Annotated in this window: 31 protein-coding genes; 21 read left to right on the plus strand and 10 right to left on the minus strand. The window is 36.2% G+C overall.

Features of this window, described 5'->3' with window-relative positions:
- Positions 1-71 precede the first annotated feature (71 nt).
- The 7 genes from AC6EIZ_RS10280 (at position 72) to AC6EIZ_RS10310 (ending at position 2,753) form a co-directional block, all read left to right on the plus strand.
- Positions 72-245 carry a hypothetical protein gene (locus AC6EIZ_RS10280; RefSeq protein WP_498511002.1) on the plus strand — a complete coding sequence of 58 codons (174 nt, stop codon included), beginning with the start codon at positions 72-74 and terminating at the stop codon, positions 243-245.
- Positions 246-1,100: 855 nt separating this feature from the next.
- Positions 1,101-1,307, plus strand: coding sequence for a high light inducible protein (locus tag AC6EIZ_RS10285; RefSeq protein ID WP_498511004.1), 207 nt, complete (start codon positions 1,101-1,103; stop codon positions 1,305-1,307).
- Complete coding sequence (locus tag AC6EIZ_RS10290; protein ID WP_498511006.1) at positions 1,304-1,468, plus strand: hypothetical protein; 165 nt, start codon at positions 1,304-1,306, stop codon at positions 1,466-1,468. Before AC6EIZ_RS10285 ends, AC6EIZ_RS10290 begins: the two co-directional genes overlap by 4 nt.
- A gap of 179 nt (positions 1,469-1,647) precedes the next feature.
- A complete protein-coding gene (locus tag AC6EIZ_RS10295; RefSeq protein ID WP_011294968.1) occupies positions 1,648-1,767 on the plus strand; it encodes a high light inducible protein in 120 nt (39 codons plus the stop codon).
- Complete coding sequence (locus tag AC6EIZ_RS10300; protein ID WP_413678158.1) at positions 1,767-1,916, plus strand: high light inducible protein; 150 nt, start codon at positions 1,767-1,769, stop codon at positions 1,914-1,916. The genes AC6EIZ_RS10295 and AC6EIZ_RS10300 overlap by 1 nt, the downstream gene beginning before the upstream one ends.
- Positions 1,916-2,062, plus strand: coding sequence for a high light inducible protein (locus AC6EIZ_RS10305; protein ID WP_498511008.1), 147 nt, complete (start codon positions 1,916-1,918; stop codon positions 2,060-2,062). The genes AC6EIZ_RS10300 and AC6EIZ_RS10305 overlap by 1 nt, the downstream gene beginning before the upstream one ends.
- 520 nt (positions 2,063-2,582) lie before the next feature.
- Positions 2,583-2,753: a hypothetical protein gene (locus AC6EIZ_RS10310; RefSeq protein ID WP_498511010.1), complete on the plus strand. Its 171-nt coding sequence runs from the start codon at positions 2,583-2,585 to the stop codon at positions 2,751-2,753.
- Positions 2,754-2,843: 90 nt separating this feature from the next.
- Here AC6EIZ_RS10310 and AC6EIZ_RS10315 read toward each other — a convergent pair whose 3' ends face one another.
- Both AC6EIZ_RS10315 and rpsD read right to left on the minus strand, forming a co-directional pair.
- Complete coding sequence (locus AC6EIZ_RS10315) at positions 2,844-2,951, minus strand: high light inducible protein (RefSeq protein WP_158466094.1); 108 nt, start codon at positions 2,949-2,951, stop codon at positions 2,844-2,846.
- A 749-nt stretch (positions 2,952-3,700) separates the two neighbouring features.
- Entirely contained in the window at positions 3,701-4,309 is a 609-nt protein-coding gene (gene rpsD / locus AC6EIZ_RS10320; RefSeq protein ID WP_269609728.1) for a 30S ribosomal protein S4, read from the minus strand.
- Between the two features lie 92 nt (positions 4,310-4,401).
- Here rpsD and yidD point away from each other — a divergent pair, with 92 nt between their 5' ends.
- The 3 genes from yidD (at position 4,402) to AC6EIZ_RS10335 (ending at position 6,682) form a co-directional block, all read left to right on the plus strand.
- Complete coding sequence (gene yidD / locus AC6EIZ_RS10325; protein WP_498511012.1) at positions 4,402-4,641, plus strand: membrane protein insertion efficiency factor YidD; 240 nt, start codon at positions 4,402-4,404, stop codon at positions 4,639-4,641.
- Complete coding sequence (locus AC6EIZ_RS10330; protein ID WP_498511013.1) at positions 4,638-4,949, plus strand: glutaredoxin family protein; 312 nt, start codon at positions 4,638-4,640, stop codon at positions 4,947-4,949. The genes yidD and AC6EIZ_RS10330 overlap by 4 nt, the downstream gene beginning before the upstream one ends.
- Positions 4,950-5,164: 215 nt before the next feature.
- On the plus strand, positions 5,165-6,682 hold the full coding sequence (locus tag AC6EIZ_RS10335) for a UDP-N-acetylmuramoyl-L-alanyl-D-glutamate--2,6-diaminopimelate ligase (protein ID WP_498511015.1): 1,518 nt from the start codon (positions 5,165-5,167) through the stop codon (positions 6,680-6,682).
- Positions 6,683-6,694: 12 nt separating this feature from the next.
- Here the strand turns inward: AC6EIZ_RS10335 and AC6EIZ_RS10340 are convergent, their stop codons facing one another.
- Complete coding sequence (locus AC6EIZ_RS10340) at positions 6,695-7,897, minus strand: aminotransferase class V-fold PLP-dependent enzyme (RefSeq protein WP_498511017.1); 1,203 nt, start codon at positions 7,895-7,897, stop codon at positions 6,695-6,697.
- A 178-nt stretch (positions 7,898-8,075) separates the two neighbouring features.
- Between AC6EIZ_RS10340 and AC6EIZ_RS10345 the strand changes: the two genes are divergently transcribed.
- The 5 genes from AC6EIZ_RS10345 to AC6EIZ_RS10365 all read left to right on the plus strand — a co-directional run bounded on the left by AC6EIZ_RS10345 (position 8,076) and on the right by AC6EIZ_RS10365 (position 10,253).
- Entirely contained in the window at positions 8,076-8,210 is a 135-nt protein-coding gene (locus tag AC6EIZ_RS10345; protein ID WP_498511018.1) for a hypothetical protein, read from the plus strand.
- Positions 8,211-8,681: 471 nt separating this feature from the next.
- On the plus strand, positions 8,682-8,918 hold the full coding sequence (gene psbN / locus AC6EIZ_RS10350; protein WP_225866589.1) for a photosystem II reaction center protein PsbN: 237 nt from the start codon (positions 8,682-8,684) through the stop codon (positions 8,916-8,918).
- 169 nt (positions 8,919-9,087) lie between these two features.
- Positions 9,088-9,756 carry a hydantoin utilization protein A gene (locus AC6EIZ_RS10355; RefSeq protein ID WP_498511019.1) on the plus strand — a complete coding sequence of 223 codons (669 nt, stop codon included), beginning with the start codon at positions 9,088-9,090 and terminating at the stop codon, positions 9,754-9,756.
- 12 nt (positions 9,757-9,768) lie between these two features.
- The gene (locus AC6EIZ_RS10360; protein ID WP_498511021.1) at positions 9,769-9,903 is read left to right on the plus strand and encodes a hypothetical protein; all 135 of its coding nucleotides are present in this window, start codon (positions 9,769-9,771) and stop codon (positions 9,901-9,903) included.
- A gap of 89 nt (positions 9,904-9,992) precedes the next feature.
- Entirely contained in the window at positions 9,993-10,253 is a 261-nt protein-coding gene (locus AC6EIZ_RS10365; protein WP_498511023.1) for a hypothetical protein, read from the plus strand.
- A 27-nt stretch (positions 10,254-10,280) separates the two neighbouring features.
- Here AC6EIZ_RS10365 and AC6EIZ_RS10370 read toward each other — a convergent pair whose 3' ends face one another.
- Positions 10,281-10,526, minus strand: a complete 246-nt coding sequence (locus AC6EIZ_RS10370; protein ID WP_498511024.1) for a NifU family protein — start codon at positions 10,524-10,526, stop codon at positions 10,281-10,283.
- A gap of 74 nt (positions 10,527-10,600) precedes the next feature.
- On the opposite strand from AC6EIZ_RS10370, the gene AC6EIZ_RS10375 reads away from it, so the two are divergent.
- Positions 10,601-12,091 carry a malate:quinone oxidoreductase gene (locus AC6EIZ_RS10375; protein ID WP_498511026.1) on the plus strand — a complete coding sequence of 497 codons (1,491 nt, stop codon included), beginning with the start codon at positions 10,601-10,603 and terminating at the stop codon, positions 12,089-12,091.
- 85 nt (positions 12,092-12,176) lie between these two features.
- The gene (gene lepA / locus AC6EIZ_RS10380) at positions 12,177-13,988 is read left to right on the plus strand and encodes a translation elongation factor 4 (protein WP_498511028.1); all 1,812 of its coding nucleotides are present in this window, start codon (positions 12,177-12,179) and stop codon (positions 13,986-13,988) included.
- Positions 13,989-14,003: 15 nt separating this feature from the next.
- On the opposite strand, the gene AC6EIZ_RS10385 is transcribed toward lepA, so the two are convergent.
- Positions 14,004-14,171 (minus strand): hypothetical protein, encoded by a 168-nt coding sequence (locus AC6EIZ_RS10385; protein ID WP_498511030.1) that lies wholly within the window; start codon positions 14,169-14,171, stop codon positions 14,004-14,006.
- A gap of 190 nt (positions 14,172-14,361) precedes the next feature.
- Here AC6EIZ_RS10385 and AC6EIZ_RS10390 point away from each other — a divergent pair, with 190 nt between their 5' ends.
- Positions 14,362-15,120 (plus strand): ABC transporter permease, encoded by a 759-nt coding sequence (locus AC6EIZ_RS10390; protein ID WP_498511032.1) that lies wholly within the window; start codon positions 14,362-14,364, stop codon positions 15,118-15,120.
- Between the two features lie 21 nt (positions 15,121-15,141).
- Here the strand turns inward: AC6EIZ_RS10390 and trmH are convergent, their stop codons facing one another.
- Positions 15,142-15,831, minus strand: coding sequence for a tRNA (guanosine(18)-2'-O)-methyltransferase TrmH (trmH, locus tag AC6EIZ_RS10395; RefSeq protein WP_498511034.1), 690 nt, complete (start codon positions 15,829-15,831; stop codon positions 15,142-15,144).
- Between the two features lie 175 nt (positions 15,832-16,006).
- On the minus strand, positions 16,007-17,026 hold the full coding sequence (locus AC6EIZ_RS10400; RefSeq protein WP_498511035.1) for a porin: 1,020 nt from the start codon (positions 17,024-17,026) through the stop codon (positions 16,007-16,009).
- 184 nt (positions 17,027-17,210) lie between these two features.
- On the opposite strand from AC6EIZ_RS10400, the gene AC6EIZ_RS10405 reads away from it, so the two are divergent.
- A complete protein-coding gene (locus AC6EIZ_RS10405; RefSeq protein WP_498511037.1) occupies positions 17,211-18,557 on the plus strand; it encodes a 16S rRNA (cytosine(967)-C(5))-methyltransferase in 1,347 nt (448 codons plus the stop codon).
- A gap of 65 nt (positions 18,558-18,622) precedes the next feature.
- Here AC6EIZ_RS10405 and chlG read toward each other — a convergent pair whose 3' ends face one another.
- Entirely contained in the window at positions 18,623-19,573 is a 951-nt protein-coding gene (chlG, locus tag AC6EIZ_RS10410; RefSeq protein WP_498511039.1) for a chlorophyll synthase ChlG, read from the minus strand.
- Between the two features lie 15 nt (positions 19,574-19,588).
- On the minus strand, positions 19,589-19,810 hold the full coding sequence (gene petP, locus AC6EIZ_RS10415) for a cytochrome b6f subunit PetP (protein WP_498511040.1): 222 nt from the start codon (positions 19,808-19,810) through the stop codon (positions 19,589-19,591).
- A gap of 53 nt (positions 19,811-19,863) precedes the next feature.
- On the opposite strand from petP, the gene hisF reads away from it, so the two are divergent.
- Positions 19,864-20,634: an imidazole glycerol phosphate synthase subunit HisF gene (hisF, locus tag AC6EIZ_RS10420; protein WP_498511042.1), complete on the plus strand. Its 771-nt coding sequence runs from the start codon at positions 19,864-19,866 to the stop codon at positions 20,632-20,634.
- An 80-nt stretch (positions 20,635-20,714) separates the two neighbouring features.
- Entirely contained in the window at positions 20,715-21,413 is a 699-nt protein-coding gene (gene ubiE, locus AC6EIZ_RS10425; RefSeq protein WP_498511044.1) for a bifunctional demethylmenaquinone methyltransferase/2-methoxy-6-polyprenyl-1,4-benzoquinol methylase UbiE, read from the plus strand.
- A gap of 10 nt (positions 21,414-21,423) precedes the next feature.
- On the opposite strand, the gene AC6EIZ_RS10430 is transcribed toward ubiE, so the two are convergent.
- The gene (locus tag AC6EIZ_RS10430) at positions 21,424-21,906 is read right to left on the minus strand and encodes a DciA family protein (protein ID WP_498511045.1); all 483 of its coding nucleotides are present in this window, start codon (positions 21,904-21,906) and stop codon (positions 21,424-21,426) included.
- Positions 21,907-21,915 lie beyond the last annotated feature (9 nt).

Consider the following 21,915-nt stretch of genomic DNA (forward strand, 5'->3'; position numbering starts at 1 on the left):
AGTTAACCGAACGTTTACATCTCACGAACTTCTTTTTTTTTCTTTAATTGTATGTATATTCGTCATTTCCAATGAGAAAATTAATCTCATTACTATTTATCTCTTCTACAGCTCTTTATTCCACAATTGCCACCTTGCCTGTTAGTGCGATGGGTTGTAGTTCTTCTACCGACATACCCGAGGCTGTATGTGCCGAAGATGATATCGATTGTAAAAATAAACAAATAGAAAACCGAATCAATTAAATTGTCAAATCAAACCAACGATTTTTATGAATCTATTGTCGAAGCTTTTAATCGTGGCGAATTATGGATTATTGAAGTAGTTTTACTGATTCTACTCAATTAGAATCTAATTGTAATAATGTCTGGCCAAGTATTTTTGATTTGTTCTTCAGGTTTATTTGCTTTGAACGGCATTGGATTTAATTGCTGGTTTTGTTGATGACGACAATTATGTTGACTGCTTGACCTTCCCAGGTTTTCAAGACATAGGAAAATGGGTTGTTGAGTCGCTAACCTTTTGCATTGATTAGTGTTAGTGGAAGTGATTGAAAATTAAAGCTCTTCATGCAAGCAAGGATTACAAATGTTATGAAAAAAAATTTAGCAATCGTAAAGCGCATCAATTTGTGTTCCTGAACCTCTTGAATAATCAGTGAAATGCTTTTTGTTATTCCACTCGGACCTATCTCTGGGACTATCCTTGGATGATGTTATTGTTAGTTATGTAAACAGTGTGTAGTACCTTCTTCACAACACAAGCTAATAGAAGTAAGGCATTAAGATTTCGGAGGACAATTAGTTTTGCAGCAGTGCATTTTGATTGCACGAATCACTAAAAGTTTATTTTTGATAATTTTGACATTATTAAGCTCCACAGTTACTTAAGGATGGTTGAAGTAGAGCTAACCAGTCCGGCCTATTTATACTTATTAGGGTCATCAATAGATCTAATCATTGGATTTATATCTCTCTAATTAGTTGCTGTATTTATTGTTTGAGGTTTAGAGTTCTTAATTATTAGAAGAAGCCGTACCTACCGTATCTTTCGTTTAGAAAATTTATACTATAACTTTTTAACACTAGGCAATTCCAGCAATGACGACTTCTTCCTCATCTCAGGTAATCACAGAGTATGGTAAGCAAAACATCTTTGGCCGTGAAACACAGCCTCAGCTTGTAGAGGACTATACCAGCTATCCAGAAGAAGCTGAAAAGACAAATGGCCGTTGGGCAATGATCGGTATGGTCAGTCTTTTGGGTTCATACTTCACAACAGGTCAAATCATTCCTGGAATATTTTGATCTCCGAATCACCTTCAAACTCTGGCAACTACGTCAATGTAGTTGAAAAATTCAAACCAGAATACGCCGAGAAAATAAATGGCCGTTGGGCAATGATCGGTATGGTCAGTCTTTTGGGTTCATACTTCACAACAGGTCAAATCATTCCTGGAATATTTTGATCTCCGAATCACCTTCAAACTCTGGCAACTACGTCAATGTAGTTGAAAATTCAAACCAGAATACGCCGAGAAAATAAATGGCCGTTGGGCAATGATCGGCATGATTAGCCTTTTAGGTGCTTATTTCACAACAGGTCAAATCATCCCTGGAATTTTCTAAACCAATAACAACTACTAAAATGCAACCATCTAACAAAACAATTCTAGAAAGAAGCATCGGCAGACCCGCCATGATGGCATTCGTTCTATTAACAGGTATCTACCTAACAACCGGTCAACTTATCCCAGGTGTCGTTTAATGACTACTCAAAACAACAACAACAGCAGAAACATTGATCCTGAAAAGGTAACTGCAGAAAGACTTAACGGCTATGCAGCATTGTTTGGATGCATTGCTCTTATAGGTGCATATGCAACAACCGGCCAAATCATTCCAGGTTTCGTGTAATGAACAATCAAATCACTGAAACATCAAGAGTCGAAGAAGGCAAAGTGTTTGCTGAACGACTCAATGGCCTAGCTGCTTCTGTTGGCTGCTTAGCTCTTGTCGGGGCATATCTAGCAACCGGTCAAATTATTCCAGGTTTTGTGTAATGGTTAAAGAAACGAACTACTGGAAATCAGCCGAGTAAATGAATGGTCGCCTTGCAATGATAGGCTTCTTTGCTGCAGTAATTAACTACGGCTTAACAGGCTGGATCATTCCAGATATTGTTTAATAGTTAATTTTTATAATCCTTTTCTAGTCTATTGCCTCGTATCAAATGGAAAGTTTTTTGCTTTGTCACATTAAATACTTTCTCTTAAGAGATGGAGCAAGACTAATCGTTTACTTGAAACCTTCATTTTATTGGTGATTTCTTACTCTGATAAAATATCTGAGCAGTATTTAAAATTTTTCGTACAAAGTGGTTAAGTCCGCTCCAGTTGCCAAGCCTATGGCTTTCAGTACAGCAATTATCATAATTGGAGTGAACTACTTTGCTCCTTACTACTTATTTATGCTAATGAACTGAATATGAAAGGTGTAAAGGTTAAATAAAAAAGTAAATATTCCAAACGAATCACATTCATAAAATTAAACCGCTAAAACATAATTCCCAACATTATTAATATGAGTCATTTGCTCTTTGGTGGTTTGTTATCAACCCCAGCTCCCACAGCTCCAATTGTAGGTATTGCTTTTATTGTTTTGTTTGCAATCGTTGGAGTTATGGTTGGACCTGATTACGATGGAATGAATGCGCCTGCATTAGGAAAATCCAAGGATACTAATCAAGGCTAAATCGTTTCAGGATTAGTAATTCAAAAATTGGGTTAATAAAAAAATCAGTAAATAGATCTTAAAAGTCTATTCACTGATTTTTTAATTCTTTTAGAAAATACCTGGGATGAATTGACCAGTTGTTGCATAAGCTCCTATTCCCGCAACGATGCCTATCATCGCCATTAAACCATTAAAACGTTCCGCACCAGAGTTCATGATTAGTAAAAAATTAAATCTTACTCATTGCGTTGAGTGTTCGAGAGAGGAATACCGAACGGTCATCAATCAGATTGAATAAAAGACTTCATTGAATCAGATTTCGCTGGCCATGTCTCCATACATTTTAATTCTTCTAGTCGACTTTTTTGCTTTTCTCCAAGTTGTGTACTCTTGAAAAGTATTGTTATCTATTTGGTGGGTTCTCTCGATTCCTTTATAGCTGAGATACTTCTCGAGCTGTTTTAAACCTTGTGCTTTATTTTGTATAGATTTTTTTTTAATAGATCAGCATCTACCTTTTTTGCTCTTCATAAAGGAAGTTATTTAGGCACTTTCTAATACTGACTTTTTTTGACCTAATCATATTTTCGTTAATCGTTCTTGCGCGTCTTCTTGGACTATTGGTTTCGATTTCATGCTGAGCTTTCCTGCTCGCTACCTCTTACGCATGCTCATAGATCTAGCTTCTTAATACGTTTAGGCATCGAGTGATCTATCAATGGCAGCTCCTAACTTATTGGCTCCATCAATAACTTTGTATCTATACTTTTTAGTCCCTGGGATTAGTTCACGATATTAGAAAACATCAGGAGCTCTTGTGAAAGACAAAACAACACCTTTCCCTCCGAAAACTCTTGATTTCTGCAATATTTGGCATAAAAAAACTCTTGCCACACTCCAAGTAGCGTAGAAAGAGTTTGACTAAAGTTGAACTGAGATTGAAAAAAGCCAGTAACAGACTATTTCTAAACTTTTCTTGAGTAATACTCAACAACTAACAATTCATTGATTTCAATAGCAACCCATTCCCTATCTGTCTTTGCTGATATCTTTGCCGAGAGTTTGGTTTTATCAAGCTCAAGATGTGGAGGAACATTCGCAAGCCCTGGAAATTCTAAGTTGGCTTGGGCCAATTGCTTACTAGCTTTGTTATCTCTAATAGCAATGACATCTCCAGCCTTGCATTGGTAACTAGCAATGTCAGTGATCTTTCCATTAACGGTTACATGCCCATGGTTTACTAGCTGTCTTGCACCTGGGATGGTGGGACCAAATCCAAGTCTAAAACAAACATTATCAAGCCTATTTTCCAAAAGCTTTAAGAGATTAGTTCCTGTGGAGCCCTCCTGAGCACGAGCTTTCTTTACATAACGAACAAGCTGGCGTTCAGAAATACCATAATTGAAACGAAGTTTTTGCTTTTCTTCGAGTCGGATCGCGTATTCAGAGCGCTTGCGACGGGCTTGGCCGTGCTGACCTGGAGGATGAGACCTTTTTGCGGCCTTCCTGGTGAGACCAGGTAGGTCTCCCAAGCGTCGCGTGATCCTCAAGCGAGGTCCGCGGTATCTAGACATAGGGGTTTAATTTAGAAAAAGTTTACTGGAAAAGGTAATCTGGAAGTGATTCCATTAGGCCCTTCTTCACCAGTTCATTATTCTATCTAAAGATGCTTACAAAGATCAATAAAGCTATTGCACTTGTTTTTGTTGGTTTAATTTCCTTTTATCAGAAGTGGATTTCGCCATTGCTTGGACCGAGTTGTCGATTTATCCCTAGTTGCAGTGCTTATGGGATAGAAGCCGTTAATACACATGGCCCTTGGAGAGGTGGTTGGCTGACCTTGAAAAGGTTAAGCAAATGTCATCCTTTTACTCCTTGTGGGTGTGATCCAGTTCCAGAAAAATGAATTCAGAGGTATTGATTTTATATTCACGTAAAGGGTGCTGCTTGTGTCAAACACTTGAAAACAAATTGTCTAATATATGTCTAGGGAAATTAAACCCTTCTATTGTACTTTCTATTGTCGACATAGATAGCAAAAAAGTGTCTACAGATATTCAAATGAAGTATACAAATGAAGTTCCAGTTATAGTTCTTGACTCAAATAGACTATTAAAAAAGATTGAATTACCTCGGGTCTCTCCACGTTTAAAGGAAGATATGCTTTTATCGTGGATACAAAAGAATTTGAATATTTTGTACAAAATAGATTAAGAAAACAACCAATTTCTCTTTTTATTAAATTATTTTATTGGTTCAAAAAGAAAAACATAATTTATTTTTTTTATAATTAAATTTCTTTTATAAAGAAGATTAAATTTATTTTTAATAATTTAATAGTAAGTCACTTTATTTTGTGGTGAAAATTATGCAGATCTTTTTATACTTGAAATGATCCTTCATTGACTTTTCATCATCAGAGGTTTGTTTTGTCGCGTTATCTACACACTTTATTGAAAGCTATTGACCTTCAAGTCCCCTTAGGGTTAGCAAATCCAGAAATAAAAAATCTTTCATGTGATTCTAGAGAAATCGAAAAAGGTGATTTGTTCATTGGTTTAGGCGGTGAAAAAGTTGATGGAGGCACCTATTGGACAAAAGCAATTGAGAGAGGTGCTTGTGCGGCTATGATTAGCAAAAAGGCTTCTCTTTTAAATCCGCCAACGAATGAAGACCCTGTAGTTATAATTCCGGAGCCTGTATCACTATTTATGGGCAAATTAGCTGCAGATTTTTGGGGTAAACCATCTAGTGAGATTTGTCTGATAGGTGTCACTGGTACCAATGGTAAAACGACTACATCATTTTTAATTGAATTTTTGACTGCCTCGTTAGGCCATCCATCCGCCTTGTTTGGGACATTAATTAATCGATGGCCTAACCATGAGGAAACTTCAAAATATACAACCACTTTTGCTGTCCCTTTGCAGGCACAACTTAGTAAAGCTGTTCAGGCAGGAGTTGAATATGCAGCAATGGAAGTAAGTTCACATGCTTTGGCTCAGAATAGAGTTGCTGGTTGTGATTTTAGTGGGGCAATATTTACAAATCTTTCAAGAGACCATTTAGATTATCACGATTCAATGGAATCTTATTTTGAGGCTAAAGCTAGTTTATTCCGATCATATCTAATAGAAGATGATGGCCCCAGATCAGTAGTTAATATAGACAACAAATGGGGCGCATTATTAGCAAAAGAGCTAAACAAAAAATGTTGGACATGCTCATTAAAAAAGAATTCTCAAACCAGAGAAAAACCAGATTTATATATAAGTAATCTTCAAATTCTGCAAGATGGATATAAAGGAAAATTGCATACGCCCTTTGGGGTAGAAAAATTTTATTCACCATTAATAGGTGATTTTAATTTAATGAATCTCTTGCAAGCAGTTGGAATTTTAGTGCAAAGGGGATTTCCATTAAATGATCTTGTGACAGCTTTGAATAAGTTCCCCGGAGTGCCTGGGAGAATGCAAGAGATAAATATGGATGGATTTAAAGTCAAAGACGGCTATCCACTAGTGATAGTAGATTATGCTCATACCCCTGATGGTTTGCAAAATGCTTTAATCGCATCGAGATCATTGACGAAAAAAAAATTAATATGTGTCTTTGGTTGTGGTGGTAATAGAGATAAAGGTAAAAGATCTAAGATGGGGGAAGTTGCTGCTAATTTTGCAGATCATGTAGTTGTTACATCTGATAATCCTCGGGAAGAAGACCCAAGAGAAATTATTAAAGATATTGAAAAAGGAATAACACTTGATGCTGAAATTTCAGTTGAGATAGAGAGATCCATAGCCATTCAATTGGCCATAGCAATAGCAAAGAAAAACGACGTTGTTTTAATCGCGGGGAAAGGCCATGAGGATTATCAAATTCTAAAAGATAAGACAATTTATTTTGATGACCGTGAACAAGCAAGAAAAGCACTATCTTTAAAATAAAATATATATCGACTATCTATTCGAGATGTAATTTTTTAGACCAATGACAAGATTATCTATCTCATTTAAATCTGTTGTGACATGAACGCAAGCACGAAGCCATTTAGGGTCTTCGAGAACTCTTATCCATAAATTTTCTCGACCGAGATGGTTGACAACCTCTTCAGGAGAACTAATTCCATTTATAGTAAAACTAATAATTCCTGAAGGTGGAGGACTGTTTAAAACAAGTTCAATATTTTTGATTTGGTTTAGTTTCTCCCACAGGATAGAGCTTAGGCTTTTAATCTTACAAAAGCGCTCAAATTCATGCCCTTCATTGTTTAGCATTATTAGAGAGTTCCTGAGACCTGCTAAAAGAGGGACACAAGAAGTCGCTATCTCAAAACGTCGGCCATCAGAATGAAAAGGAGTTTTATTGTTGACATATATTCCTTCTTCAGATTTTAAGCTTTTCCAACCAATCATTGTTGGACTCGATTCTTCTAGGACTCTTGTTGAAAGAGCAACAGCCCCCAGTCCCTCAGGCCCGTAAGCCCATTTATGTCCTGTAAACGCATAGATGTCCGCATTGTCACAAGCACCTTTGATTGGGATATGACAAAAACTTTGAGCAGCATCAACTAATAAATAAGGGTGGCTTGAATGCTCTTTAAGTCTTTTTGAGATGAGTTCAATGGGCATAACTTGTCCTGTATTCCAAAGGAGATGAGAGAGGACAACGAGTTTCGTGTTTTTTTGTAGATATTTATCTATCAATTTAAGTACTGTTTTATACGTCTCATCTTTTTTGTCGTCACCATTGCATAATTTTGAGACAGGTAGTATTCCGATTGTTAGATTCTTTTGTCGAGCCAACTCCTTGCATGCTGCTATTATCCCAGGATGCTCACAATCGCTGAGTAATAAATTATCACCATCAGAAAATGGTAGTCCTATTAAAGGTAAGACACATCCGGAGGTGACATTTTCAGTAAAGGCAATTCTCTTAGGGTGAACAGAGCAAATCTCCGCTATAAGATTTTTCGTGGTTATGATTTCTTTCGTAATATATGGCCAAACATTAGTTGTGAATGGACCTAAGTTTTGAATTGTTTGCCAACTCGAAGTTATTGCATTTAATGATTGAGATGGGAGTGGACCCTGACCTCCATAATTAAAATAGTCTTTATTTTGGAGAGCGGTGAAATTGTCTTTAAACAATGTTGGTGACATATCTTCAATCTTTTAGTTTTAGTAACTAAGATTATCTTTTTTTGGCCAACTTACCAATCTGATTATAGCTTCTAGTTATGTCAAAAATAACGCCTACCATTTTTATTTATACTGTGGAGCGCTTTAAGTCATAAAGTAAGTTTTTAAAGTATGATGGCATTTAATTTTTAATTGGTTTATGAATATCAAAAAAGAACAAAAAATCAAAGCTCAAGAGTGGGTGGTTATGTTCGATGGACAAATAAAAAAAAGTGAGAAAGAGATTGATGCTCATGAGCATCAATTGGAAGTTAACAATCAAAAGAGTGAATAGTGATTGGATTTTGTTCCATCGAGCAAATTAGTGAAAATGATATTTCTATTGAACTTTTGAATTGCTTTCTAATTAAGCTGCTTCACTTTTTGTGGCGTTTTATATTAAGATGAAAGTCCAAGTTACCTATTGAGATGAAAATTGATTTTGGCCCTGTAACATTTAGCAGGATTGCTAGCATCCTCCTGATATTGGGTTTTTTCGGCCTTTTAGCTTATAATTCCACTCTCTAATGTTATATTGATAATTCTATAATAATAAAATTTTTTAATATGATATTTAATAGTTAGATTATTATCAATTAGCAATTATTTGTAAGCTATTTATTATTTGAAAATCAGGAATAGTAATTACCTTTTGACTTTTTGATTGATGAATTTTAAGATCATAATAGGACAATTTAACTAGTTTCCATTTGTCGCTCTCGATGTCTTTACTCATACAGTAGAATCATCAAAATGATTAATACAAATGGAAACCTCAACTACTGATCCAACTTTATTGATGTTGATAGGAGGAATAGTTGTTTTATTAGCAGGCTCAGTTGCATACGGAGTTTATTCAACATTCGGTTCAGGCTCAAAAGAGCTCAGAGATACCATTGATGAACATGCAAAAATGCATGAATTAGGTATTGCTCATGGACATGGTGGAAGTTCAGAGGCCTATGAGATGTCTGGAAAACTCCAAAAGGATCAAATCTCGTAAAACAAAAAGTTTTGTTTTTTCAATTTCAACTAAAAAGTTTGGTTATAAAAATTTTTCATAAAGATATTTAAACTATTGGGATGTAATATAAAAAATAAAGCTGTAAAATTTAATCCTTGAAAGAAGAAAATATTTATTCCTTAGAAGAAAATTCTACTGATATATACTTATGATGATCAGTGTATTAACTGGATTTGCTGCTGGTGCAGTACATGTGGTTAGCGGAGCTGATCATATGGTAGCAATGGCTCCTTCCTCTATCCAAAAACCCCGAGTGGCTTTGATTGACGGGTTGGCATGGGGGATAGGGCACTCAGCTGGAGTTTTAATCCTCTCAATATTTGGGATTTTGGCCAAAGACTTAATAAATATTGAATTAATGTCTTCTTATGCAGAGTTCCTTGTTGGTTTAAGTCTTTTGATTGTTGGTTTCCTAGCTATTTGGACTTCCTTAAAAGTAAATATTCATATGCATCAGCATAAGCATGGAGAAGAAATGCCTCATAAGCATTTTCATTTCCATTCACCTGGAAACAAACTTCATAAAAGTCATACACACGCCGCAACGGGATTAGGCGTTTTGCACGGCTTTGCTGGTGCTAGTCATTTGGTTGCAGTTATTCCTGCATTGGCATTGCCTTTTTTTGGAGCATTGGCTTATCTATTTGCATATTTACTTGGATCAGTCTTCGCAATGGGATGCGTTGTTTTAGGTATATCTTTTGCAACTAGTAAAGCTAATAAAAGGTTCTATCCTTTCTTGATGCGATCAATTGGTGCACTATCAATAGTCACAGGAATATTTTGGCTTCAAAAGACTTCGATTCTAACTTTTTAAAAGTATTGCTTCATGAATTACACAGCTAGCCTTCTTGCTTTGGGTGGATTCTTTTTATGGGTTGTTATCGCGACACTGATTTGGGCAAGAAGAATGAGAAAGCTTAAAAATGAATATTCTCTAAATAAATCAAAATTTAAAAATTAATTGATACATCATTTTTGATCTTTAAATACATATTGATCATTGAAAATGATTAATGATTATGTATGATCGTTCAACTATAAATAAGATTGATGAAAGGTGTTTTGTTTTTCTTAGGTTCTATCTTTAGATGGCCTGTTCAAAATACTAAAGAATTTTTAATTCTTCATGTTTATCTTTTAGGCATATATGGAATAACTTTTTTACTTAGAAACATAGGTTTAGAAGTCTCTAATCTTGTCTTTACACTTGGTCTAATGGGCCCAATAGGTTATCTAATTTATAATGGTCTCCCTTTGGATTGTCTTAATTATAAGTCTGCAATTGAAAGGGAATTAAGTTCTCTGAATTAAATAACAAAGGTTAATTAGACAGTTAATTTATAAAACTTGTATTACCTCGCTAACCTCTGGAATAATCTCTCTCAGCTTTCTTTCAATACCCATTTTTAGAGTCATTGTGCTGCTGGGACAACTTCCGCAAGCCCCCTGAAGTCTAACTTTGACTATTGGTCCATCTATTTCAGCTATCTCTACATTTCCTCCATCAGCCATGAGAAATGGTCTTAATTCATCAAGAACCTTTTCGACATTTTCTGTGGTCAGCGGAAGAGTTTCGTCGCTCATTTCGGCTCGCTTAATTTAATTTTGCTTAGCTTAGTTAATTGCAGGATAGTCTGTATGTAATCTTGATAAAGATTTTGTTTACTACCAATGCCTCAGAGTCAGAAAACACTTATGACGCAATATTAGTAGGTGCAGGAATCATGAGCTCAACTCTTGCAGTACTTTTGCATGAGCTTGAGCCAGATTTACGATTACTTATTGTTGAAAGATTATCTTCTGCTGGTTTAGAAAGTAGCTGCGCCAAGAATAATGCTGGAACAGGACATGCTGCTAATTGTGAGCTTAATTACACTCCAATGCAAGAGGATGGTTCTCTGAGTACTAGCAAAGCTTTTGAAATCAATAAATCATTCGAGCAAAGCTTAGAGTTTTGGGCATCGTTATCAGAAAAAGGGAAATTGATACCAAAAAATTTTTTAAATAAGTTGCCACATATCAGCCTTGTCTTTGGAGATCAAGATATTTCTTTTCTTAAAAAAAGGTTTTCGGAACTTAGTTCTCATGCAGCTTTTGCGCAAATGGATTTCACCAAGGACCATGGTGAATTAAAAGATTGGATTCCATTGATTATGGATGGTAGGAAAAAGAGTGAAAAGATTGCTGCGACAAGAATTAAAAGAGGAACTGATATTGATTTTGGTAACTTAACTCGCTCATATATCAACCAAATTGAGGGGGCAAAATCTATTGAGATTAACTACTCTACTAATGTCAAAAATCTTCAAAAAGATAGCGAGGGAGATTGGTACTTATCATTAGAAGGAGCTAAAAAAAATAGAATTGTTAGATCAAAGTTTGTTTTTCTTGGGGCAGGAGGAGGAGCTTTATCCCTTTTGCAAAAATCGGGAATTCCAGAAGGATTGTCATATGCAGGGTTTCCTGTCAGCGGCAAATGGTTGATTTGTGATGAGGAGAAATTAACAAAAACACACAATGCAAAGGTTTATGGTAACCCAGCAGTTGGATCACCACCAATGTCTGTGCCACACTTAGATACAAGATGGATAGATGGAAAAAAATCTCTGTTGTTTGGTCCTTTTGCTGGATTTAGTTCAAATTTTTTAAAATATGGATCAAAATTGGATTTGTTCAGATCCATCAAAACAACTAATCTTCTCCCAATGTTGCAAGCAGGATTAGAAAATATAGACCTAGGAAAATATTTATTAAATCAATTAATACAAACAAATCAGGATCGAATAGAAACTTTAAAGAAATTTCTTCCTGAGGTTTCAACTAATGATTGGAATCTTTCAATTGCAGGACAGCGTGTTCAAATAATTAAACAAACCTCTAAAGGTGGTGTTTTGAAAATGGGAACAGAAGTTGTTACTTCATCGGATGGATCTTTAGCTGCTTTGCTTGGGGCTTCTCCTGGCGCAAGCACAGCCGTAACAATCATGATTGAAGTTTTAAATCGTTGCTGGCAGGAAAAAATGAAATCAACTAAATGGAAAATTAAAATGTTAGAGCTTTTTCCCAGTATTGGGAAAGATATTAATTCAAATCAAGAAGCACTTTTGGCAATTCGCAAGAGAAACGATTTCTTACTTAAATTAATTTAAAATTTTTAGTACTTGTGAGCTATATTTAATCTTTATTTAGAGTTGAATTGATAAATGAAGATCTTGCTCCTTTAATTTCTTTCATATGACTAATGTGCCCATTTCTCGTCTGAGAAACTTCTGCATAATTGCTCATATTGACCATGGTAAATCAACCTTGGCAGATAGGCTTCTTCAGGACACTGGCACTGTCTCTTCTAGAGACATGCAAGAACAATTTTTGGACAATATGGACCTTGAGAGAGAGAGGGGGATAACTATAAAATTACAGGCTGCGAGGATGAATTATAAAGCTGATGATGGAGAGGAATATGTATTGAATTTGATTGATACTCCTGGCCATGTTGACTTTTCTTATGAGGTGAGTCGATCATTGCAGGCTTGTGAGGGTGCCTTGCTGGTTGTTGATGCTAGTCAAGGAGTTGAAGCTCAAACTTTGGCTAATGTCTATCTTGCTTTGGAAAATGATTTAGAAATTATTCCTGTTCTCAATAAAGTTGATTTACCTGGTGCTGATCCTGAAAAAATCAAAAATGAGATTGAATCAATTATTGGCTTAGATACATCTAGGGCAATTTCCTGTTCTGCCAAAACAGGGGTTGGAATTCCAGAAATATTGCAAGCAGTAGTAGATAGAATACCTTCTCCAAAAGATAATGTTGATCAAGCTACAAAAGCACTTATCTTTGATTCTTATTACGACCCTTATAGAGGGGTGATTGTCTATTTCCGAATCATGAGTGGGGGCATAAGTAAGAAAGACAAGGTTTTACTTATGGCTAGTAAAAAAAGTTATGAGCTAGATGAAATAGGTGTAATGGCTCCTGATCAAGTAAAAGTAAATTCTCTTCATGCAGGTGAAGTTGGATATTTAGCTGCATCAATCAAAGCAGTTGCTGATGCAAGGGTCGGGGATACGATCACGTTGCAGGATAGACCTGCTAATGAAGCTTTACCAGGCTATACCGAAGCCAAGCCTATGGTTTTTTGCGGGTTGTTCCCCACTGATGCAGATCAATACCCAGATCTAAGAGAAGCTCTAGACAAATTACAGCTATCTGATGCTGCGTTGAAATATGAACCTGAAACAAGTAGTGCAATGGGCTTTGGCTTTCGTTGTGGATTCTTAGGTTTACTGCATATGGAAATTGTTCAAGAGCGTTTAGAACGAGAATATGATTTGGATTTAATTGTTACTGCACCTTCAGTTATCTATAAAGTTAAAATGACTGATGGAGAAGTTTTGATGATCGATAATCCAGCTACACTTCCAGACCCTCAAAAACGTGAAACTATAGAAGAACCCTATGTCCGAATGGAAATTTATGCTCCTAATGATTACAACGGAACTTTGATGGGACTTTGTCAGGACAGAAGAGGAGATTTTATTGATATGAAGTACATAACGACTGATCGAGTCACTCTTATTTATGAAATACCTCTAGCAGAAGTTGTCACCGACTTCTTTGATCAGATGAAAAGTAGAACTAAGGGATATGCTTCTATGGAATATCACTTAATTGGATATAGAGAAAATGATTTAGTCAGATTAGACGTTTTAATTAATTCAGAGCGAGCAGATCCTTTAACGACAATTGTTCATAAAGATAATGCTTATGGTGTCGGAAAAGGACTTGTCGAGAAATTAAAAGAACTTATTCCAAAACAGCAATTTAAGATTCCTTTACAGGCTTCAATTGGGAGTCGAATTATTGCTAGTGAAGGTATTAGTGCCTTACGAAAAGATGTTTTGTCCAAATGTTACGGAGGCGATATCTCTAGAAAAAAGAAATTATTGAAGAAACAGGCAAAAGGGAAAAAACGAATGAAGTCTATGGGGAAAGTAGATGTTCCCCAAGAGGCTTTTATGGCTGTCTTGAAATTAAATAATGATTAATAGATTTTTTATAATCTATGTTCGTTTTGTATGGCTTATCTCACTTGAATTATTTATAAACATTGAGACCTCTTGATTCCCTTTCTCTTTGGTTAAGTTTGTCCATATGAAACCTATAATTATTAATGCTGCAATTGTTATTGAGAGCTCCCCTACTGTGAGACCATCATTTTTTAAATGCATCTTAAATTGTATGTATTCATTCATTTAAGCAATTTTTTTTTTAATTTCTACCTTTTACCGCTAAATTTAATTAGGTCTTATTATTTGACTATTGAATCTGAGAGGTTTTTTAAGACGAAAGAATTTGTCGACTCGATTATTGTTCGCTGGGCTGATAATTCTATTCGTATATATAGGCATCTCAATTTTTATGCCACTATTAATCTCTTTAAAGATTGTATCTAATGGTGAATTTGGTTTAGGAAATCCAATTTTTTCAGCTCCATCCATACATCACTGGTGTGGAACAGATCGACTAGGAAGAGATGTTTGTATTAGAACTTTGGCTGCGAGTGGAGTTGCGTTACAGGTTGTTTTCGTTGCCGTTTCTTTTGCAGTCCTCGTAGGAATACCTTTGGGACTTTTGAGTGGCTATATTGGTGGGCTTTTGGATAGGATTTTAGTTCTTTTCATGGATACTCTTTATACCATTCCTGTTCTCCTCCTTTCTGTGGTGATGGCATTTTTATTGGGGAGAGGCATATTTAATGCTTCTATAGCATTGTGTGTCGTTTATATTCCGCAATATTTTCGGCTTGTTAGAAACCAAACTTCACAGGTTAAATCAGAACTTTATATAGAGGCAGCTATATCAATGGGAGCTTCCCCTACGTGGGTTATAAGAAAGTACCTTCTTAAAAATGTCCTTACTTCTATCCCTGTGGTCTTAACACTTAATGCTGCGGATGCTGTATTGGTTCTTGGGGGATTGGGATTTCTTGGATTAGGTCTTCCTGAGAATATTCCAGAATGGGGAAGTGATTTAAATATGGCATTAGTTGCATTACCTACTGGTATCTGGTGGACAGCGATCTATCCTGGCATGGCTATGTTTATTTTAGTGTTGGGTCTGTCTTTCATTGGAGAGGGCTTAGAGAAATTTCTTAGTGAAACTAGTCTGCAGGATTGAATCATACTTGAGGTTTGGAATTTAATACCTCATTTTTTCTGTTCTTGGGAGATCATCAGTAATCTCACCTTTTTCATTAATTTCTGGATATTCTCTACCTTTGCTTTTACACCATTGGGCCACCTCTGGGTAAGCCCACTCAAAGATCTTTTCTTTGTATGTTTCTTCGCTCATACCTTCTCCAGATTCAGGAACTATATTTGCTACTTGTCGTTGTCTTAGCGCTTCAAATAATAAAGCAGATGCTGCAACTGATACATTTAAAGATTCAACCATGCCTCTCATTGGGATATGAATATGTTCATCCATTAGACTCGCGGCTTCTTCGCTGATACCCCATTTTTCGGCACCTAGTACAAATGCTGTTGGTCCTTGAAAATTACATTTTCTATAGTCAATTGATGTGGGATTTAAGTTTGTGCCATACAATTTGAATCCTTTTTTTTTAAGAACTTTTATTGCCTCAGTGGTTTCTTTATATTGGTTTATTTGTACCCATTTTTGACTTCCTTGAGCCGTACTATTAAATGTTAAAAATTTTTCTTTATTGAAGATTGCATATGCCTCAAGAACACCAACTGCATCACAACTTCGTATTATCGCTGATAGATTATGAGGCTTTTCAACATTCTCAATTAATACGGTGAGATCGGAAAACCTCCTGTTAAGTACTGATTTTATTCGTTCAAAACGTCTTGGTAGTAGAGGCATTTCTTATGACTTATGGAACAGTAGGAGCTCTTTGATGATGATAGTGGTATTTATTTCATATAAAAAAATACATATCAGTGGTTTTTAAAATATTTGATAAATCTCCAAGTAAAAAGCTCTTGCCCATTGGGCAAGAGCTTTTTACTTGAGTAAAAGAATTTAGGTTCTATTAAATTTAGAAGCTAAATGCAGTTTCAACAACAACACCTGTGTCGTCATCACCAGTACTTGTATCTTCAACAGTGAAGAAACCTGGAGTAAGTGTAACGTTATCGTTCAATGAATAAGTGTAAGAAACTTCAAATCCTGTTGAATCTAAAGAATCACTACCATCAACATCAGTTGAGTTGTAAGCAGCACTTAATGTTCCAGGACCAACTTCATAGTCAACACCAACGAACAAGTCAGTTGCATCAGCTCCTGTTTCTGGATCTGTTGTGTCATAAGCAACGCTGAATGTTGCATCAATTGATTCTGGGCTGTAGTAGATACCACCACCAAATGTGTCGTATCCAGCTGTTCCGCCTTCGCCGTCGTTAGAAGCGATTACAAGACCGCCACCAAAACCGTCGCCGTTATAGCCAAGTGTAAAAGTTGAAACATCATCGCCATCATCAGCACCGATTCCTACTGTAGAAGAAGAACCACCAACAGAAACGAAACTTACAGAAGCAACTACGCCGTTGTCATTAGAGTAAGCAACAGCAACTCCAGGACCAGTTTCGTTACCAGCTAGAGAATAAGGCATTGCGCCTAGTCTGAAAGCGTCTGAATAAGCAGAGGTTGTTGCGGCAACAACATCATCCTGATCAACCAAAGGTCCAACAGTTACTGAAAGATCTCCTACAGGGAAGGCATAAAATAGAGACTGAACATCTAGGTCACCTGTCTCAGCACTATCCATGCTTGCAAGTGGACCACTAGCATTACCAGCTACGATACCTGCAGAGAAAAGATCTTCACCAGTAAAGCTAGAGTTAACATCTAGTGTATATGCATACTGCATATAAAGTTCTTCTTCTGAATCAGATGTTCCGCCATCTGCAACTGAACCAGTTGTGAAAACAGCTGAACCAGAAAGAGTTGTTGTTGATGAAAATGCAGTATCTGCATTAGCTGCAAGTGGAGCCATTAGGCCCAAAGCAGCTGGAGCTACCAGCAAACGCTGAAAAAGCTTCATAGTGTCCTCACACATTAAAGAAGTTGTATCAAATGTAACTTCTCGAAGAATACTTTGAAAGTGACATATGTTACACCTTTCGAGTTGGCCTACAGCCCTGACTTTTCTTTGAAAGTCACTGCAGTAAAAGACTTCCTAGGGCTGCGAGTTATGATTATTAGATAAACACTTTAATGTGGACTGAATCTTAATTTCATGGTTGCTTTTGAGTGAAAATCTTTCATCCATAAAAGGCTTAGATGCCAGAAAAGCTGCTTGGGAGGTCGTCCAAGCAGTAGGTGGAGGTGCATTCGCAGACGTAGCTTTGGAAAGGATTTTTAATCTGTATTCCTTTGAATCGATAGATAAAGCCTTAATAACTGAACTTTCTTATGGTGCAATTCGCCAAAGATATTTTTTAGATTGTTGGATTGATTATTTAGGGAAAGTACCGGCTAGAAAACAACCTCCTTTATTGAGATGGCTATTGCATCTTGGGCTTTATCAGATTTTGAAAATGAAGCGAATACCACCAGCGGCGGCAATCAATACAACTGTCGAGCTTGCGAAAACTCATCATTTGAAAAAACTTGCTCCAGTTGTTAATGGAATCTTGCGATCTGCTCTTAGAACAAAAGAGAAAGGCTTTCAACTACCTAAATCAAATAATCCGACTTTAGAATTAGCAAAAAACGAGTCTCTTCCTATTTGGTTCGCAGATGAATTGATTTCTTGGAAGGGAGTCGTAGATGCTAATAAGATTGCTAAGGCATTCAACAGAATTAGTCCTATTGACATAAGAGTGAATAAATTGCGTGCAGATTTAAAAGATGTGAAAAAACTTTTTGATTCCTTCGGCATTCAAAATCAAATAATTCCAAACTGTCCTTACGGATTGGAAGTTCAAGCTGGTTTAGGTGAACCTAGGAAATGGCCTGGTTATGAAGAAGGTAAATGGAGCGTGCAAGACAGATCTTCACAGCTAATTGCTCCATCATTAGGACCTTTACCTGGAGAAAGGATCCTTGATGCTTGTGCTGCTCCGGGTGGTAAATCAACACATATTGCTGAATTAATTAATAATAAGGGCAAGATTTGGTCTGTTGATCGATCAAGCCGAAGGTCTAAAAAAATATTTGAGAACTCAGAGAGACTTGGGATTAACTGTTTGCAACTATTAGTCTCTGATTCCAATGAATTATTAGCCAAACATCCAGAATGGAAAAGTTTTTTTGATCGTATATTAATCGATGCCCCATGCTCAGGATTGGGTACTCTTGCTCGCCATCCTGATGCAAGGTGGAGGATGAATAAGGATAATATTCGGCAGCTTGTTTTACTTCAACGTCAGCTACTTATTTCGTTGGCTCCTTTATTGAAAAATGGTGGGAAGTTGGTTTATTCCACTTGTACTATTCATCCTGAAGAAAATTTTAATCAGATAAAAAACTTTCTTCAATTAAAGTCTGAGTTTTTATTGGAATATGAAAAACAGATCTGGCCTGGAGAGGAAATTAAAGGAGATGGTTTTTATATTGCTGTTTTAAATAAATTAAAAAATCAATAAAAGCTAGTGGACTGTAAACTGAATTTTAAATAGCTTGATCTTATTTTTAGATTTAATAATTAATTTTATAAACTGATTAAGGAACTATGTCCTATTGCAATTGCAGTTACAAGCATTCCTAATATTAGAAAAGGTTGTGCGCTTGCTTGATATTTAACATCAAAGCTTAACGGATCACGTAATAGCCAGATGTCTTGAAATGTTATTTGAGGAATTATTAGTAAAACCAGAATGACAGATGCAAAATGTTGTCCTATCGCGATTAAAACTACTACCATTGCTAGCTGAAAGATATCTATCATTCCTGCACTAATACGACTTGCATTTTTAATGCCAAAAACAACAGGAAGTGATTCAAGTCCAAGGCTTTTATCCCCTTCCACGCTTTTAAAATCGTTGATTACTGCAATTCCTAATCCTGACAAGCTATAGGCAAGAGTAAGCAGGGCAGTTGTCCACGTTAAATGTCCAAATAGAGCCTGTCCAGCCCACCAAGGAAGAGCTATGTAGCTTGCGCCAAGTGCATAATTTCCAAGCCAACCATTCTGTTTAAGTTTTAAAGGTGGCGCTGAGTAAATAAAACTTACAAATGAACCTCCTAATGCCAAAAGAAGGACGGAAGGAATTGAGTGATGTGCCCATAAATCTAATAAATAGGCAACTCCAAGACCAGCTATTAATAGAATCCAAATTTGACATTTTACTTGAAAAAGTGAAATCGCCCCTGATGGTATTGGTCTATTAGGTTCATTTATTGCATCGATTTCTCTATCAAAATAATCATTTATTGTTTGGGTATATCCAGTTAAGAGTGGCCCGCTCATAAACATGCAACTTATCGAAGCAAGAATGTTGCTTAATTCCCAGTGGAAATTACCACTGGCAGCTGCTCCACATATGACTCCCCATAACAAGGGAATCCATGTGATTGGCTTCATTAATTGCAAACGAAGCTTCCAAATGTTTTTTGTTTCAGAACCTCCTTTTATTCCAAGGAGTTGCCTAGCATCACTCACTTTTCTATCTCAGGGTTAAGAAACTTCATCTTCGAAGAACCAATGTTTGCTTCCATTATTCATTTTAATTACCACACCAATACCACCTCTACCATCAGTCATCTTATAATCGATTACAGTGCCTCTTGGGTCCTCAGATAATTGGTTGATCAAATAAGAAGGTATGCGATCTCTTACACGTTCAATATTGATCTTGATTTTTGAACCTATCCTTGAAAGGGAGGTTGGCTTAGCCATGGCATTAAAATGCTTAAGTTTGGGCAACCATAACAGTTCCCCTGTTTAAAATCATGGTTGCTTTAAGATTGATCCCTTGTCTTGATGTTTCAAATGGACGAGTAGTGAAGGGGGTTAACTTTGTTGGATTGCGTGATGCAGGTGATCCTGTTGAGCTGGGATGTAGATATAGCAATGCTGGAGCGGATGAATTGGTCTTTCTAGACATAACAGCCACTCACGAGAAAAGATCAACTTTGGTTGATATGGTTAGAAGAACATCCGAGGCGGTAACCATTCCTTTCACAGTTGGAGGTGGGATAAGTTCTATTAATGGAATAAATGAATTGTTACGAGCAGGAGCTGACAAAGTAAGTTTAAATTCCAGTGCTGTTAGAGACCCTTCGTTGATTTCTCAAGGGGCTAATCGCTTTGGATCTCAATGTATTGTGGTCGCAATAGATGCAAAAAAGAATAAAAATATTCCTAATAAGTGGGACGTTTATGTGAGTGGTGGACGTAACAATACCGGTTTGGATGCGATTGAATGGGCAGAAAAAGTATTTGAGCTAGGAGCAGGTGAAATCCTATTAACTTCAATGGACGGTGACGGAACTCAAAATGGTTATGATATAGAACTGACTAAATCTATTTCTGAAATGGTTCCAATTCCTGTAATCGCTTCAGGAGGAGCTGGTTGCTTGAGACACATTAAAGAGGCTTTTACTCTTGGGAAATCTTCAGCTGCTCTATTGGCATCCCTATTACATGATGGACAATTAACTATCAGCGAAATCAAAGAATATTTAATTAAGGAAAATTTACTTATCAGACCAATTGAATGATTAATCTTTGCACTATAAAGATGTAAAATAAATCTCTCCACATTAAATTTCTTGTGCGAGGAAATAATTCTTAGATTTATATGAGACCTGGCAATACTAAAGCTATAGAGGAAATGTTTGATTCAATTTCTTCAAAATATGATTTTTTAAATGATATATTTAGCTTTGGCTTACATAGGTTTTGGAAAAGAAGTTTGCTAGATATTCTTAATCCGACTTTTGGAGAGAAATGGATAGACCTTTGTTGTGGAACTGGAGACATGTCAATACTTTTGGCTAGATATATGAAGAGTTCTGAAAATATTATCGGGATAGATTCATCCTCTCAATCATTGTTAATTGCCAAAGGAAGATCTAAACGAAACTATTGTTCAATTGAATGGATACAAGGTGACGCTCTTAAAACAAATTTGCCATCAAATCAATTTGATGGTCTTTTAATGGCCTATGGCTTAAGGAATCTTTCTAGTTCTTATGAAGGGTTTAGAGAGGCTTTAAGAATTTTGAAACCTGGAGGAAGAGCTGGAATTTTAGATTTTAGATCTTTTGAGGGACCTTCCATCCAAGGGCTATTCCAAAAAATTTATTTAAGTTTTTATGTGGTCCCAATCGCATCACTATTTGGATTAGGGAAGGAATATTCATATATAAAAAAAAGCTTAGTTAACTTCCCTTCAGGGGCAAAACAAATTCATTTAGCACTTTCGGCTGGCTTTAAGAAAGCAACATATCAAACATTAGCAAAGGGACAAATGGGGATTTTATTACTTGAAGCCTAAAATTAACCGCTCAATCTATTATCAATTCTTTTCTTCTACAAAAACTACATTTACCCCACAATTTAACCTCACCTTTGGGAGAAGGAACTTTGCAAAAAGGACAATTGGTAATTCCATTCTTGTCAGTTCTACTTGGGTGTTTTTCCCATATTTCTTTTTCACTCTCTCGAGGAGCTAAGTCATTAGGATAGTGTTGTCTAATCCGAATCTCTTTTATTTGATATCCATATTTTTTTAGAGACTCTATTAACTCTAAACGGTTGTACAAAAGCGCCTGTCTCCACTGCGGATGACTTGCTCCAATGGTTAACACTTTATTTTGGATAACAAGTGGTGTGCAATTTAATGCGAGTTGCTCCCCAGCTATTTCTCCCCAATTTTGAATAAGACCTCCGACATTCCCTTCCCATGCAGACTTGATTTCCTCTAAGCATGCGTATATTGATTGCTCTCTTTTTGCTTTTGTTTTATGCTTTAAGTCTTTTAAAATCAATTTTAATTA

It is taken from the genome of Prochlorococcus sp. G4PB16, from assembly GCF_059772465.1.

Bases quoted from the DNA above. Each gene is read 5' to 3' on its own strand.
- AC6EIZ_RS10280 (WP_498511002.1), top strand. From the start codon at position 72: ATGAGAAAATTAATCTCATTACTATTTATCTCTTCTACAGCTCTTTAT.
- AC6EIZ_RS10360 (WP_498511021.1), top strand. From the start codon at position 9,769: ATGAATTACACAGCTAGCCTTCTTGCTTTGGGTGGATTCTTTTTATGG.
- AC6EIZ_RS10305 (WP_498511008.1), top strand. From the start codon at position 1,916: ATGAACAATCAAATCACTGAAACATCAAGAGTCGAAGAAGGCAAAGTG.
- trmH (WP_498511034.1), bottom strand. From the start codon at position 15,831: ATGCCTCTACTACCAAGACGTTTTGAACGAATAAAATCAGTACTTAAC.
- AC6EIZ_RS10390 (WP_498511032.1), top strand. From the start codon at position 14,362: ATGCCACTATTAATCTCTTTAAAGATTGTATCTAATGGTGAATTTGGT.
- AC6EIZ_RS10365 (WP_498511023.1), top strand. From the start codon at position 9,993: ATGAAAGGTGTTTTGTTTTTCTTAGGTTCTATCTTTAGATGGCCTGTT.
- AC6EIZ_RS10400 (WP_498511035.1), bottom strand. From the start codon at position 17,026: ATGTGTGAGGACACTATGAAGCTTTTTCAGCGTTTGCTGGTAGCTCCA.
- AC6EIZ_RS10345 (WP_498511018.1), top strand. From the start codon at position 8,076: ATGAATATCAAAAAAGAACAAAAAATCAAAGCTCAAGAGTGGGTGGTT.
- ubiE (WP_498511044.1), top strand. From the start codon at position 20,715: ATGAGACCTGGCAATACTAAAGCTATAGAGGAAATGTTTGATTCAATT.
- AC6EIZ_RS10370 (WP_498511024.1), bottom strand. From the start codon at position 10,526: ATGAGCGACGAAACTCTTCCGCTGACCACAGAAAATGTCGAAAAGGTT.
- AC6EIZ_RS10295 (WP_011294968.1), top strand. From the start codon at position 1,648: ATGCAACCATCTAACAAAACAATTCTAGAAAGAAGCATCGGCAGACCC.
- hisF (WP_498511042.1), top strand. From the start codon at position 19,864: ATGGTTGCTTTAAGATTGATCCCTTGTCTTGATGTTTCAAATGGACGA.
- AC6EIZ_RS10340 (WP_498511017.1), bottom strand. From the start codon at position 7,897: ATGTCACCAACATTGTTTAAAGACAATTTCACCGCTCTCCAAAATAAA.
- AC6EIZ_RS10300 (WP_413678158.1), top strand. From the start codon at position 1,767: ATGACTACTCAAAACAACAACAACAGCAGAAACATTGATCCTGAAAAG.
- AC6EIZ_RS10355 (WP_498511019.1), top strand. From the start codon at position 9,088: ATGATGATCAGTGTATTAACTGGATTTGCTGCTGGTGCAGTACATGTG.
- petP (WP_498511040.1), bottom strand. From the start codon at position 19,810: ATGGCTAAGCCAACCTCCCTTTCAAGGATAGGTTCAAAAATCAAGATC.
- AC6EIZ_RS10330 (WP_498511013.1), top strand. From the start codon at position 4,638: ATGAATTCAGAGGTATTGATTTTATATTCACGTAAAGGGTGCTGCTTG.
- psbN (WP_225866589.1), top strand. From the start codon at position 8,682: ATGGAAACCTCAACTACTGATCCAACTTTATTGATGTTGATAGGAGGA.
- AC6EIZ_RS10285 (WP_498511004.1), top strand. From the start codon at position 1,101: ATGACGACTTCTTCCTCATCTCAGGTAATCACAGAGTATGGTAAGCAA.
- lepA (WP_498511028.1), top strand. From the start codon at position 12,177: ATGACTAATGTGCCCATTTCTCGTCTGAGAAACTTCTGCATAATTGCT.
- AC6EIZ_RS10310 (WP_498511010.1), top strand. From the start codon at position 2,583: ATGAGTCATTTGCTCTTTGGTGGTTTGTTATCAACCCCAGCTCCCACA.
- yidD (WP_498511012.1), top strand. From the start codon at position 4,402: ATGCTTACAAAGATCAATAAAGCTATTGCACTTGTTTTTGTTGGTTTA.
- AC6EIZ_RS10385 (WP_498511030.1), bottom strand. From the start codon at position 14,171: ATGCATTTAAAAAATGATGGTCTCACAGTAGGGGAGCTCTCAATAACA.
- AC6EIZ_RS10315 (WP_158466094.1), bottom strand. From the start codon at position 2,951: ATGAACTCTGGTGCGGAACGTTTTAATGGTTTAATGGCGATGATAGGC.
- rpsD (WP_269609728.1), bottom strand. From the start codon at position 4,309: ATGTCTAGATACCGCGGACCTCGCTTGAGGATCACGCGACGCTTGGGA.